Origin of the sequence: Acinetobacter sp. CWB-G5, assembly GCF_019209785.1 — a bacterium.
GTDB classification, from domain to species: domain Bacteria; phylum Pseudomonadota; class Gammaproteobacteria; order Pseudomonadales; family Moraxellaceae; genus Acinetobacter; species Acinetobacter johnsonii.
The window spans coordinates 707,270-720,596 of the sequence record NZ_JAHUTF010000001.1; the positions used below are offsets into that span (position 1 = coordinate 707,270).

At 41.4% G+C, this 13,327-nt stretch carries 11 protein-coding genes and 1 tRNA gene; 8 read left to right on the top strand and 4 right to left on the bottom strand.

Going from position 1 to position 13,327, the window contains the following annotated elements:
* The first annotated feature begins 201 nt into the window (after positions 1–201).
* The 5 genes from KVY11_RS03445 (at position 202) to KVY11_RS03465 (ending at position 6,273) form a co-directional block, all read left to right on the top strand.
* The gene (locus KVY11_RS03445; protein WP_062034382.1) at positions 202–1,554 is read left to right on the top strand and encodes an amino acid permease; all 1,353 of its coding nucleotides are present in this window, start codon (positions 202–204) and stop codon (positions 1,552–1,554) included.
* A gap of 79 nt (positions 1,555–1,633) precedes the next feature.
* Positions 1,634–1,709, top strand: a tRNA-Arg gene (locus KVY11_RS03450).
* Positions 1,710–2,390: 681 nt separating this feature from the next.
* Positions 2,391–3,452 (top strand): 4-hydroxyphenylpyruvate dioxygenase, encoded by a 1,062-nt coding sequence (hppD, locus tag KVY11_RS03455; RefSeq protein WP_062034383.1) that lies wholly within the window; start codon positions 2,391–2,393, stop codon positions 3,450–3,452.
* 164 nt (positions 3,453–3,616) lie between these two features.
* Entirely contained in the window at positions 3,617–5,017 is a 1,401-nt protein-coding gene (locus tag KVY11_RS03460; protein ID WP_218288103.1) for an amino acid permease, read from the top strand.
* A 29-nt stretch (positions 5,018–5,046) separates the two neighbouring features.
* A complete protein-coding gene (locus KVY11_RS03465) occupies positions 5,047–6,273 on the top strand; it encodes an amino acid aminotransferase (RefSeq protein ID WP_218288104.1) in 1,227 nt (408 codons plus the stop codon).
* 255 nt (positions 6,274–6,528) lie between these two features.
* Here the strand turns inward: KVY11_RS03465 and KVY11_RS03470 are convergent, their stop codons facing one another.
* On the bottom strand, positions 6,529–7,350 hold the full coding sequence (locus KVY11_RS03470; RefSeq protein ID WP_218288105.1) for an IclR family transcriptional regulator: 822 nt from the start codon (positions 7,348–7,350) through the stop codon (positions 6,529–6,531).
* A gap of 185 nt (positions 7,351–7,535) precedes the next feature.
* Between KVY11_RS03470 and fahA the strand changes: the two genes are divergently transcribed.
* From fahA to KVY11_RS03485, 3 genes are read left to right on the top strand one after another with little or no spacing between them, the layout of a single operon-like run.
* Entirely contained in the window at positions 7,536–8,819 is a 1,284-nt protein-coding gene (gene fahA / locus KVY11_RS03475) for a fumarylacetoacetase (protein ID WP_218288106.1), read from the top strand.
* 21 nt (positions 8,820–8,840) lie between these two features.
* Positions 8,841–9,479, top strand: coding sequence for a maleylacetoacetate isomerase (maiA, locus tag KVY11_RS03480; RefSeq protein ID WP_218288107.1), 639 nt, complete (start codon positions 8,841–8,843; stop codon positions 9,477–9,479).
* Between the two features lie 21 nt (positions 9,480–9,500).
* Positions 9,501–10,076, top strand: a complete 576-nt coding sequence (locus KVY11_RS03485; protein WP_058952186.1) for a VOC family protein — start codon at positions 9,501–9,503, stop codon at positions 10,074–10,076.
* Positions 10,077–10,349: 273 nt separating this feature from the next.
* On the opposite strand, the gene KVY11_RS03490 is transcribed toward KVY11_RS03485, so the two are convergent.
* The 3 genes from KVY11_RS03490 to arsB all read right to left on the bottom strand — a co-directional run bounded on the left by KVY11_RS03490 (position 10,350) and on the right by arsB (position 13,324).
* Positions 10,350–11,417 (bottom strand): ArsO family NAD(P)H-dependent flavin-containing monooxygenase, encoded by a 1,068-nt coding sequence (locus tag KVY11_RS03490; protein WP_218288108.1) that lies wholly within the window; start codon positions 11,415–11,417, stop codon positions 10,350–10,352.
* Between the two features lie 153 nt (positions 11,418–11,570).
* Entirely contained in the window at positions 11,571–12,275 is a 705-nt protein-coding gene (gene arsH, locus KVY11_RS03495; RefSeq protein ID WP_130114375.1) for an arsenical resistance protein ArsH, read from the bottom strand.
* A 5-nt stretch (positions 12,276–12,280) separates the two neighbouring features.
* Entirely contained in the window at positions 12,281–13,324 is a 1,044-nt protein-coding gene (arsB, locus tag KVY11_RS03500) for an ACR3 family arsenite efflux transporter (RefSeq protein ID WP_218288109.1), read from the bottom strand.
* Positions 13,325–13,327 lie beyond the last annotated feature (3 nt).

Consider the following 13,327-nt stretch of genomic DNA (forward strand, 5'->3'; position numbering starts at 1 on the left):
CGTCCGGTTTCCAAATAAAATTCCCGATTTTATAATTTAAATAAAATTAATATATTGATTCGTATGTTTTTTATTTACAATTTATTACATATTATTTTTCATATGAATAATAACTTTTTTTCATGAATTTTGAGCTACTATGCGATTTCTTCGCGATCTATTACAATCGGAAACACTTATCCATTGTCGGGCTGAAATAACTTGAATAAAGAGTCGTCTCAACTTCAGCGTGGCTTAAAGAACCGTCATATTCAATTGATTGCCATGGGCGGCGCAATTGGTACTGGCTTATTTTTAGGTTCCGCACATGTGATTGAATCTGCTGGCCCATCCATTATTTTGGGCTATGCAATTGGCGGTTTAATTGCATTTCTAATCATGCGTCAACTCGGGGAAATGATCGTTGAAGAACCTGTTGCAGGTTCTTTTAGTCATTTTGCAAACAAATACTGGGGCAAATTTGCAGGCTTTCTTGCAGGCTGGAACTACTGGATTCTATATGTTCTAGTAGCCATGACCGAGCTGACCGCTGTTGCGAAGTATATCAACTACTGGTGGCCTCATATTCCTGCATGGGCATCTGTTTTAACCTTCTTTGTTATCATTACCTTAGTCAATTTAGGTAATGTGAAGTTTTACGGTGAATCAGAGTTCTGGCTAGCTATTATCAAAGTCACGGCCGTCGTCGCTATGATTGTATTTGGTCTTTATCTTTTGGCTACGGCAGGCGCAGATTCCACGGCTTCATTTAGCAATCTTTGGTCACATGGCGGTTTCTTCCCGCATGGCGTTGAAGGCCTCTTCTATATGCTTGCCTTCCTCATGTTTGCCTTTGGCGGTATTGAATTGATTGGTATGGCTGCAGCAGAAGCTGATAACCCACAAAAATCAATTCCGAAAGCAATCAACCAAGTGGTATTCCGTATCCTCATTTTCTATGTGGGTTCATTGACCATTTTGTTATCGCTTGTACCTTGGAATGAATTGCAACTTGGCGGCTTAGATAAGAGCCCATTTGTAATGATCTTCAGTCAATTAGGTATTGGTTGGGCTGCGCATTTGCTTAACTTTATTATCTTGACTGCAGCACTTTCTGTATATAACAGTGGTATGTATGCTAACAGCCGCATGTTGTTTGGTTTAGCACAGCAAGGCAATGCACCTAAAATATTCAGTAAAACCAATAAACAAGGTGTGCCAATTCCAGCAGTCTTGTTCTCTGCTTTACTGATTTTCGGTTGTGTACTATTGAATTATTTTGCGCCAGAAGATGCTCTCAGCAACTTAATTTACATCGTTGTTGGTGCTTTAGTATTGAACTGGGCCATGATCAGCTTAACTCATCTTCAATTTATGAAGGCCATGAAAAGTGAAGCGAAAAAACCATTATTTCCTGCACTTTGGTCGCCTTTCAGTAACTACCTTGTTCTTGCATTTATTGCTGTAGTGCTTTACATCATGTGGACTCAAGGTTTAAGCGGCGCTGTGATCATGATTCCAATCTGGATTGCATTAATGTTCGTTCTATACAAAATTCTGTATAGAAAAGCATAAAATATTCATTTTTAAATAGTTATTGTTTCGGCAATAACTATTTTTTTTGAGTAAAATCAGCTACATTAACCGCACTTTTGCGCTCTTAGCTTAACTGGATAGAGCAGTTGCCTCCTAAGCGACCGACGTGGGTTCGAGTCCCGCAGAGCGCACCATTTTATGGTTGTTTTCAACCTCTCTAAGCCTAATCATAAACACTAAAAATTCGATTTATCACACTGTGATACTAATAATCCCCTTCAATATTGGACGCTGATTCAACAGCTGCTCAAACTGATGCAAAAAATTCAGCGTGAAGAAACTCGCTCGCGGCGCCACCTACATCTGGATTTTCAAGTCAGGTTTTAGTAAGTCAAACTGTTCTTGATATTTTACAATTAATTTTCGTGCTCAAATCAATTGCTTGGCTGTTTCATTTTCAAATAGCTGTTCTCAATAGATGCACTGAATGAGCCAAATTTCATACCCAATTTTTCCCTTCTATTTTAGTCCTATAACACAGATTTCATCCTGAAATCTTGGTATAACAAAGCCCCCATATTTTAAAAATATTTTTATGAATAATATTAATTTAATTTATAGGTTAATCATTTACCAATTTTATTTATTACGTAATTAAATTACGTATTGAATAATAATTTAGATCAAGTATGATGAATTAAAACTTCTACACTTGCTCACTCAACATTGAGAATGCTGCTGAACAAGTGCCCCATGTCAGACAAACGGATTTGTCTCTCTCGCTCTAGAATTGTAGCGACCAGTCCGTTAGCTCTGAAAGGAATCGTTAAAAAGATAAGCAATAGGATTGCTTAAAAAAGAAATGAGGACGTTGTATGAATGAATTAGCCAACCCATTAGAATTGTGTGGATTCGAATTTATTGAATTTGTTTCTAAAGATGGTCAGCTAGATGCGGTGTTTGAAACCATTGGGTTCAGCAAAGTGGCAAAGCATAAGTCTAAAAATGCGTATTTATGGCGTCAGGGCAAAATTAATATCATTCTTAATTATCAGCCTGAATCATATGCAGCTTATTTCTATAAAGAACATGGCCCTTCTGCCTGTGCAATGGGTTTTCGCACCAAGAATGCGGCAAAGGCATTTAAAAAGGCAATAGAAATTGGTGCAGAACCAATTTACAACCAAGTTGGCCCGATGGAGCTGAATATCCCAGCAATTAAAGGGATTGGCGGCTCTCCTATTTTCCTCGTCGATTGTGACATTTACCAAAATGACTTCATTTTCTTTGATGATGTACCCTCTCATCCTGTCGGCACAGGTTTATATGAAATCGACCATTTGACCCACAATGTGTATAAAGGCCGTATGCAGTATTGGTCTGATTTCTATGAAAAGATTTTTAACTTCCAAGAAATTCGCTACTTCGATATTAAAGGTGAATATACTGGCCTGACGTCCAAGGCACTCACGGCGCCAGATGGCAAAATCCGTATTCCGCTCAATGAGGATTCGGATAAAGGAAATGGTCAGATTGCCGAATTCCTCAATGAGTTTAACGGTGAAGGCATTCAGCATATTGCCTTCATTTGTGATGACCTGATTAGCACTTGGGACAAGTTAAAAGCTTTAGGTGCCAAGTTCATGACACCTCCGCCAAATACCTATTATGAAATGCTAGATGAGCGTTTGCCTAACCACGGTGAACCTGCTGATGAACTACAAAAACGGGGCATTTTGCTGGATGGCAATACTAAAGACGGTAATAAACGCCTCTTGTTGCAAATTTTCTCCCAAAATATGCTAGGCCCTGTCTTCTTTGAATTTATTCAACGTAAAGATGACGATGGTTTTGGTGAAGGCAACTTTAAAGCGCTATTTGAGTCGATTGAACGCGACCAAATTAAACGTGGCGTTTTAGATGTATCTAAAGCTTAAACGATTTCTAGAATTTCCCTGTACATATAGTTTTATGTACAGGGAAATTTAACTTTTGTGCAAGAACTATACTCGTAAAATTAAAGTCTGCTCCGATGACAATATAAAAATAACGAAACATCATCATGGTTCAAGGCTTTATCTCACATGGATGAAGAATAAAAATGCAGCACATTGAACAAGGAAACCTGAAAAAAGGTTTAAGTAATCGTCATATTCAGCTCATCGCCCTCGGTGGTTCTATCGGCACAGGGCTATTCCTCGGTATCTCACAAACCATCAAACTCGCAGGACCTTCTGTTATTTTAGGCTATGCCATCGCAGGCCTCATTGCCTTCCTCATGATGCGCCAACTTGGTGAAATGATTGTGCATGAACCCGTGAGTGGTTCTTTTAGTCATTTTGCTTATAAATACTGGGGCAAATTTGCGGGCTTTATGTCTGGCTGGAATTATTGGGTACTCAATATTTTAGTGTGTATGGCTGAACTAAGTGCTGTCGGCCTCTATATCCATTACTGGTGGCCTGATATTCCAACTTGGGTTTCTGCGTTGGGTTTCTTTATTTTCATTAATGTCATTAATTTACTGCACGTGAAATTATTTGGTGAAATGGAGTTTTGGCTAGCCATCATTAAGGTCGTGGCAATTATTGCCATGATTGCTTTTGGTAGTTACTTGCTGGCTAGCGGTAGTGGTCATAGCCAGTCTAGCTTACAAAATTTATGGCAGCTCGGTGGCTTCTTCCCGAATGGTGTTACAGGCTTAGTGATGGCTATGGCCATGATTATGTTTGCTTTCGGTGGAATTGAGCTAGTAGGTATTGCGGCAGCAGAGACAGATAATCCTCAGAAAACCCTTCCAAAAGCCGTTAATCAAATTGTTTACCGCGTCTTGTTATTTTATATCTTAAGCCTAGTCGTAATTTTGTCACTTTATCCATGGAATATGATGGCTGAAGGCGGTAGTCCTTTTGTAGTGATTTTCGACTCTTTAGGCAGCCAGACCGTGGCCGCTGTTTTGAATTTTGTGGTTTTGACTGCGGCTGTTTCTGTCTATAACAGCACTAATTACTGTACCAGCCGAATGCTACTTGGTCTGGCACAACAAGGCAATGCCCCAAAATTTTTAAGCAAAATTAATCCGCGTGGTATTCCTGTAAATGCCATTATGGTTTCAGCTTTCTTTACTTTAATATGTGTTCTGATTAACTATTTATTTCCTGAAAAAGCATTTAACTTACTCATGATGCTAGTCGTAGCGGCTATTGTGATTAACTGGGTCGTGATTTCTTATACACATTTAAAGTTTAAAAAAGCCATGAATCGCATGCAGGTAAAAACTCACTTTCCAAGTGTGGCCTATCCATTTACCAATTATTTATGTATTGCCTTCATGGCGAGTATTCTGCTCATTATGAGTCGTAGCCCAGATATGCAAATTGCAGTTCTCATGATTCCAGTCTGGATCGCGATTTTACTGACAGCTTACCTCTTTAAACGGAAGCAAGAAGATCATGTTGCGTTGCTTGAAAAAAGTAAAATCACTTCCTTACCAGAAGCGTAATATCGTATTTATCATATTAGGATGTATTCATGTTTCAACATATTGATGCCTATGCAGGTGACCCGATTCTTTCTCTGATGGAGGAATTCAGCAAAGATACGCGCCAGAATAAGGTCAATCTCAGTATCGGACTTTATTATAATGAAGATAATATCGTGCCGCAGCTACAGTCGGTTCAAAAAGCCTATACTCATTTAATCCCTGACTATGACAAAGTCCGAGTCTATTTGCCGATGGATGGGCTCAAGAGCTTTAATCAGGCTGCACAAAAACTCATTTTCGGTCAGGCTAGCCCTGCTCGTCAGCAAGGACGTGTCGTCACCATTCAGACTTTGGGTGGTTCTGGTGCACTCAAAGTGGGGGCAGACTTCTTAAACAAATATTTCCCGCAGTCCGAGATCTGGGTCAGTCAGCCGACATGGGAAAACCATATTGCGATCTTTAATGGTGCTGGTGTTCAAACCCATTTCTACCCTTATTATGATGCGGACACCCATGCCGTAAATCTAACGGCGATGCTAGATACCTTAAAGCAGCTACCTGCTCAAAGTATCGTACTACTGCATCCTTGCTGTCATAACCCGACAGGTGCAGATTTAGAACCCCATGAATGGGATCAAGTGATTGAGGTTCTAAAAGCAAATGACTTGATTCCTTTCTTGGACATGGCCTATCAAGGTTTTGGCCAAGGCTTGGAGCAAGATGCTTATGCAATCCACGCGCTAGATCGGTCTGGTATGAACTTTATTGTCAGCCATTCTTTTTCCAAGATTTTCTCCCTTTATGGCGAGCGCGTTGGTAGCTTGAGCTTTGTCTGTGATGACGCAAACATTGCCCAAAATGTATTGGGCCAGCTTAAAGCGACAGTCCGCCGCATTTATTCTAGCCCAGCAGCTAACGGTGCGTTATTGGTGAGTCAGATATTAAATGACTCAGCATTGTCTCAGCTATGGCAGTCTGAATTAGAAGAAATGCGTCAGCGTATTTTACTGATGCGTCGCTTACTTGAAGACAAACTCAGTCAAGCGCTACCAGATATGGACTTTAGCTATCTGACCCAGCAACAAGGTATGTTTAGTTATACGGGCTTAAGTGCAGAACAGGTCGATTTGCTGAAACACGATTATGGTATTTATTTAGTCCGCAGCGGGCGTATGTGTACTGCTGGCCTAAATTTAAACAATATTGATTATGTGGCTGACTCGATGGCAACTGTGCTTAAAGCTGCAAGCTCCGCTGAGTCTGTGCTTGCTTAAAATATATCATGTTCACTTAGGCTTCTCACTCTAGGGTCAGAAGCCTTTTTTATCGTTATTATTCGGAACTTGAATCAAGGCAACCAAAGTCTACGGGTTTCAGCTTAGCTACCTAGTTCGTGCTTCCCCCCTTCGCCTTTAGACAGCGCAGTAAAAAATCAAATATTTCGACTGCCAAGCTCCACAGCCCAATAAAAAAATCCACCAAAGGGTGGATTTAAAACTTAATTCATCTTTTCAATGTCATCGACGCTTTTATATGGCAGCGGCGGGATGAAATAAAGCATCGATCTGACGCTGTACGCCAAGAACATAATCAGTTGCTTGCTGCATTTGTCCTTCGGGTAACTGATCTTCTGTGCCAATACAAGTAATGACATGATCCAGTTGCTGCGTGAAATTAAAGACTGGAATACTAATCGCATTGATCCCAGCCATCATATCTCCTGTGACTGAAGCATAACCTTGACTCAGGATTTTCGCTTTCAGCTCTAAAAAGTCTTCCCAATTTGCAGGATACTGCTCTGACTTAACGCTACTTTCCCATTCTTTTTCCAATAATGGCTTGATGATGTGCTCAGACTGATAGCAGGCATGCAAGCGCCCTGTCGCAGATTTCAGCAGCGGCATGCGTGAACCGACTCGGGTAATAATATTAAAGACATGGTTAGATTCTAGAGACTGAACCACGACCGCGCCATCGGCAAACCATTTACTCACATGAATACTGCAATTCAGATGTTGCTGAATGTCCTGAATATAACGCTGGCTTAATTCCAGCATATCTGTTCGTTTGAGTGCATTCACCCCAAAAGCATGTGCACGCTCACCTAAACTATAACGCCCATCCGTTAATTGCTGAGCATAACCTTTACGAATCAAGCTCACCACATAACGGTGTACTTTGGCCGGGTGCATGGATAAAACTTCGGACAGCTCTTTTAACATCATCGGTGCATTATGTGCGGTCAATGCATCTAATACGGTTAATCCAACTTCCAGAGACTGAACCCCTCCCTGTATTTTTTCTTCCTCAACACTCATCGCTTTACCCTGCATAGCTGCATTAGTTGTCATAACTCCATTGGTGAATTGTACTACTTAAATCAAAAATGTGAGCCATCTAAACCTGACTCTCTCATTCAGAGTAGTATAGTCTAACAATTTACACTATTCATAAATAAATTATTTATTGCGTAATTTTAAAATATAAGTATGATTCTATCTAGAACGTAAATTTTCCACGGAAAGGATCAATATCCATGAGCAAACGCTTGAAGTCATTTGTTGAAATTGCTGCACATTCAGATTTCCCGCTAGAAAACCTGCCTTATGGCATTTTTAGTGAAAAACACAATTCGCAGGCCCGTGCTGGCGTAGCACTGGGAGAATGGGTGGTTGATCTGGCGGTACTGGAAGCGCATGGTTATTGCAAACAGGCAGATGGCAAACTGCTCTTTAATCAACCGACACTGAATTTGTTTATTGAATCAGGTAAAGCCAATTGGTCTAAAGTCCGCGCAGAATTACAAGCTTTGTTGTCCGCAGATAATCCTGAACTTCGTGACAATCAGGCCCTGCGTGATCAGGTTTTCTTCAAACAATCAGACGTCAAAATGCATATGCCTGTACACATCCCGGGCTATACCGATTTCTATTCATCTAAAGAACATGCCACCAATGTCGGTTGCATGTTCCGTGACCCGAAAAATGCGCTGCTGCCCAACTGGTCAGAACTCCCTGTTGGTTATAACGGTCGTGCCAGTTCGGTCATTGTGAGTGGTACAGATATTGTCCGTCCATCAGGACAAATCAAGCTGCCAGATTCAGAACGTCCTGTATTTTCTGCTTGTCGTAAACTCGACTTTGAACTGGAAACTGGTTTTATCGTAGGCAAATCAAGTCAACTGGGTCAACCTGTTTCAATTGAAAACGCTTGGGATCATATTTTCGGTATGGTGCTGTTTAATGACTGGTCTGCACGTGACTTGCAACAATGGGAATACGTGCCACTTGGCCCATTTAATGCCAAAACTTTTGCGTCGTCCATTTCACCTTGGATTGTGACGCTAGAAGCACTTGAGCCATTTAAAACCAGTTCACCTGAACAAGAACCGAAACCTTTGGCTTATCTACGTGAAGACAACAGCAGCAACAGCTATGACATTCATCTTTCGGTAGAAATTCAACCTGAGAATGACGACAAAAGTGATGTGATCTGCACAACCAACTTTAAATATATGTATTGGTCCATGGCTCAGCAGCTCACACATCATACGATTGCGGGCTGTAACTTGCAGGTCGGTGATTTGATGGGTTCAGGGACCATTTCAGGACCAACTCCAGATTCTTATGGTTCATTGCTCGAAATCACATGGAATGCCACCAAACCTTTAACGCTATCAAATGGCGAACAGCGTAACTTCATTCAAGACGGCGATACCGTCATTATAAAAGGCTATTGTGAACAAGATGATTTGCGGATTGGTTTTGGTGAAGTCAGCGGCAAAATTCTGCCAGCAGTGGATTTTGGTTTTACCCAATAATTGCAGACCAGGATCTTGCCCATGAAACTGTATACCTATTTTCGTAGTTCTGCGGCTTACCGAGTTCGTATTGCCTTGAATTTAAAAGGTCTGGCTGCAGAACATGTACCTGTGCACTTAGTCAATAATGGCGGCGAGCAGCATAGTGAAAGCTACCGTGAGATCAATGCGAGTGAGCTAGTGCCCACATGGGCAGAGCAGGAGTTTGTTCTGACCCAATCGCTAAGTATTCTTGAATATTTAGAAGAAAAATTCCCAGACATGGCCCTGCTCCCTCAAGACTTGCAGCAGCGTGCTTTGATCCGTGCATTTAGTTTAAGTATTGCCTGCGATATCCATCCACTCAACAACCTACGGGTACTTCAGTATCTGACGGGTACATTGGAAATAAGTGATGCACAAAAAACGGCTTGGTATAAACATTGGGTTTTAACGGGCTTTAAAGCCCTTGAAGCACAACTGGAACAGTCAAATGGCAAATTCTGTTTTGGCAATCAGCCGACCCTCGCAGATTGCTGCCTGATTCCACAAGTCTATAACGCTCTACGTTTTAATCTTGATTTATCGGACTATCCAAAAATTTGTTCGATTTACACCCATTGCAACACTTTAGAAGCCTTTCAACACGCTGCACCTGAAATGCAGCCTGAAGCCGCTTAAGTTTTTTATAAGGATATAAAAATGACCATTCAAATTGAAAAAATCCACCACGTGGCCTACCGTTGTAAAGATGCCAAAGAAACGGTGGAATGGTACAAAAAAAACCTAAATATGGATTTCATTCTCGCCTTTGCTGAAGACCATGTACCTTCAACCAAAGCCTTTGATCCCTATATGCACCTATTCCTAGACGCAGGAAATGGTAATGTTCTGGCTTTCTTTGAACTGCCAACCCAGCCTGAAATGGGCCGCGATGAAAACACCCCAAAATGGGTGCAGCACATTGCACTCAAAGTCAAAGACCGTCAGGCACTGATTGATGCTAAAGAACACCTAGAAGCCAATGGTATAGAGGTCTTGGGCATTACCAATCATGGTATTTTCCACTCAATTTATTTCTTTGATCCAAATGGCCACCGTTTGGAACTGGCCTATGACGATGAAAAAGCGCCACAAAAAATTGCCATGATTACAGAACAAATGAAATATGACATGCTGGAAGAATGGAGCAAAACCAAACGCGCACCGCAGCATACGCATTTCCTACATGCAGATGAATTAAGCCAAAACTCTCGTACCGCCAAAGTAGACGCTTAAGTCTGGCGGAAGTTGTGCTGATGGTGAATGCCATAGAGGCAACTTCAACGATGATAAAAAAACGCAAAGCAGCTTCGGCTGCTTTTCTGATTTAAATAGATAGGATTTCTTATTTTAATTAGAAACTTAGAATAACTTAATTCCACCGACTGCCATCAACAATAACTTTGCGTTTATTGCACGGCGAATCCTATCTCAGTGCTCATCCATATAAAATCGAATCAAATTGTTCATGCATGAAACCTGTCTATGCATCCCTTTAAACTTATAGGTTTAAGCATCAGTCAAATAGGCCGCAATTTCATCAGCCGCAGCTCTTGCTGTTCTGGACACTCCAATTAAAGTCGCCGATGCCATGCCTGTCCACTCACCATAGCCAACCAACCATAAATTATTTACTTTCATTGAACGCCCATTATGAACAGCAACCGTTTGATCAGGCTCTACCACATCAAGACTTCTTAAATGATTAAGTGCAGGGTTAAATCCTGTACACCAAATGACAGCATCTACCGCTTGAGTTGAACCATCAGCCCAAACAACTGAATGCTCAGCAAATGCGACAAAAGGCTCTCGACTGTGTAACACTCCTCGTGTTCTTGCCTCTTTTACACTGTCAATCATGACAATATCTCCAAATCCACCGGCAGACTGTTCCAAACTCCGACCTTCCTGTTGTGCTTTTAAACGCTCCGTTGCACGAAGAAACAAGACTCGCCCATCAACATCATCTGATAAAAATGCTGGTGCTGTCGTCGTGACCCAAGTCGTTTCTGCCACTTTTGAAACTTCGGCAAGAATTTGCGCGCCTGAGTTTCCACCACCTACAACGATGACTTTCTTATTCTTAAAAGGTGTTGCATTGACATAGTCCGCTGAATGAAGCTGTATTCCTTTAAATTTCTCACGTCCAATATCATTAGGAATATGAGGCTTACTCCATGTACCAGTTGCAGTAACCACAGCCTTTGCTCGCCAATATTGATCTCCGGCATACACATCTAAATAGTCACCTTCTTGTTCAATACGATCGACATGGACTGGCCGAATGATCGGAAATTGATAGCGTTGCTCGTATGCCGACAAATATTCGATCACTTCATTTCGCATTGGGTAGGTGTGTTCAGTCATTGGCATCATCCAACCCGACAACGAACTCCATGTATGCGGTGAAAAAAGACGTAGCGACTGCCATGCATGCAGCCATGCACCGCCAGCTTGCGATTGATCATCTAAAATCACAAATGGAACTTTTTTACGTTTGAGGAAATAAGCTGTAGCAAGTGCCGACTGACCACCACCAATGATAATCACATCGACTTCTGCTTGTAGTTGTGCCAAAGCTTCTCTCCTCTTTGTTATAGTTAAGCCATATTTAAAATTAAAAAGCTCAGTCTATGCTAGAGGTTGAGCGAATTTTAAAAATTGATCAAGTTTGTAATTGGGCTTTTCAATTGCTCAAACTACTTTTCAACATCTTGGGTCATCTAGAGTTTATAAACTCCGTTGATTGACACGCTTAGATAATTCTTCTGCCGACTCTTTTCGTTCTGAATAACGGTTTGTGAGGTACTGGCTCTGCCCACGCGTCAGCAGAGTGAATTTATACAGCTCCTCCATGACATCGACAATTCGATCATAAAAGGCTGAAGGTTTCATTCGTCCATCTTCTTCAAACTCTAAAAAAGCTTTGGGAATAGACGATTGGTTTGGAATGGTGATCATGCGCATCCAACGGCCTAAAATACGCATTTGATTGACGCTATTAAAAGACTGCGATCCACCACTGACTTGCATGAGCGCCAAAGTCTTGCCTTGGGTTGCACGAATCGCACCACCTGCCAGTGGAATCCAGTCAATTTGCGATTTGAAAATTGAACTCATTGAACCATGACGTTCAGGTGAACACCACACCATGCCTTCTGACCATGCCAAAAGCTCATGTAGTTCTTTGGCTTTTGGATGTTCCATATCTGCATCTTCAGGTAAAGGTAAACCTTTAGGATGAAAGATTTTAACTTCTGCACCAAACTGCTCTAAGATACGACCAGCTTCCATCACCGCCAATCGGCTGTATGAACGCTCACGGTTAGAACCATAGAGCAGTAAAATACGTGGTGGATGATCTAGCGCTTTGGCCTGTACTTTTTCTAAAGTAGGTTGATCGAGAAGATTCATATCTACATTTGGGAGAGTCATAGAAATTACACCTCTGCTTTAAAAAACTTTTTTCTGAGCCACAAGGACACACTAACTAAAGCAATCAACACGGGTACTTCAACCAGTGGACCAATCACCGTCGTGAATGCGACGGGTGAAGCCAAACCAAAGGTTGCAATCGCGACAGCTAAAGCGAGTTCAAAGTTATTTCCCGCAGCAGTAAATGAAATAGCTGTGGTTTTAGGATAGTCGTTCCCCATCCACTTACTCATAAAGAAACTAATGAAAAACATCACAATAAAGTAAATCGTCAATGGAATCGCAATACGCAAGACATCGAGTGGCAAGCTCACTACATCGTTTCCTTTAAGGCTAAACATCGCCACAATCGTGAACAATAACGCCAGTAAACTCAGCGGACTAATCTTGGGTAAAAAGGTATTTAGATACCAAGCCAAACCTTTCGTACGAACCAAAATAAATCGGGTCATAAAGCCAAGAAAAAATGGAATCCCTAAGTACACCAGTACCGCATGGGTAATGGTCCAGAAATCTACATTGATTACCTGTCCTGCAACACCAAAATAAGGTGGCAAGAAGGTTAAGAATAGCCAAGCATAAGTACTGAAGAATAAGATCTGGAAGATACTGTTAAAAGCTACCAATGCAGCAACATATTGGTTATCCCCACAGGCCAACCCGTTCCACACCAAGACCATGGCAATACAGCGCGCCAACCCAATCAAGATTAAGCCTGTCATGTATTCAGGATAGCTATGTAGAAAAATGATGGCTAATGCAAACATCAGAACAGGTGCGATGAGCCAGTTTTGTACTAAGGATAGCGTCAGCGTTTTCTTATCTTTAGACACCTGTGGCAAAGCTGCATAATCCACTTTGGCTAATGGTGGGTACATCATCAAAATCAAACCAATCGCAATCGGGATATTGACTGAATCCACACTCATTTTATCCAAAGCCACTGAAGCTTGTGGAAAGAACACGCCTATCGCTATTCCGAACCCCATCGCAATAAAAATCCATAGCGTGAGGTTACGATCTAAAAAGGATAATTTTTGTTGAGCCATGAT

What these genes read in the sequence shown, in the direction of transcription:
- hppD (WP_062034383.1), top strand. Translation starts at nt 2,391, where the DNA reads ATGAATGAATTAGCCAACCCATTAGAATTGTGTGGATTCGAATTTATT.
- KVY11_RS03460 (WP_218288103.1), top strand. Translation starts at nt 3,617, where the DNA reads ATGCAGCACATTGAACAAGGAAACCTGAAAAAAGGTTTAAGTAATCGT.
- KVY11_RS03465 (WP_218288104.1), top strand. Translation starts at nt 5,047, where the DNA reads ATGTTTCAACATATTGATGCCTATGCAGGTGACCCGATTCTTTCTCTG.
- KVY11_RS03470 (WP_218288105.1), bottom strand. Translation starts at nt 7,350, where the DNA reads ATGACAACTAATGCAGCTATGCAGGGTAAAGCGATGAGTGTTGAGGAA.
- fahA (WP_218288106.1), top strand. Translation starts at nt 7,536, where the DNA reads ATGAGCAAACGCTTGAAGTCATTTGTTGAAATTGCTGCACATTCAGAT.
- maiA (WP_218288107.1), top strand. Translation starts at nt 8,841, where the DNA reads ATGAAACTGTATACCTATTTTCGTAGTTCTGCGGCTTACCGAGTTCGT.
- KVY11_RS03485 (WP_058952186.1), top strand. Translation starts at nt 9,501, where the DNA reads ATGACCATTCAAATTGAAAAAATCCACCACGTGGCCTACCGTTGTAAA.
- arsH (WP_130114375.1), bottom strand. Translation starts at nt 12,275, where the DNA reads ATGACTCTCCCAAATGTAGATATGAATCTTCTCGATCAACCTACTTTA.
- arsB (WP_218288109.1), bottom strand. Translation starts at nt 13,324, where the DNA reads ATGGCTCAACAAAAATTATCCTTTTTAGATCGTAACCTCACGCTATGG.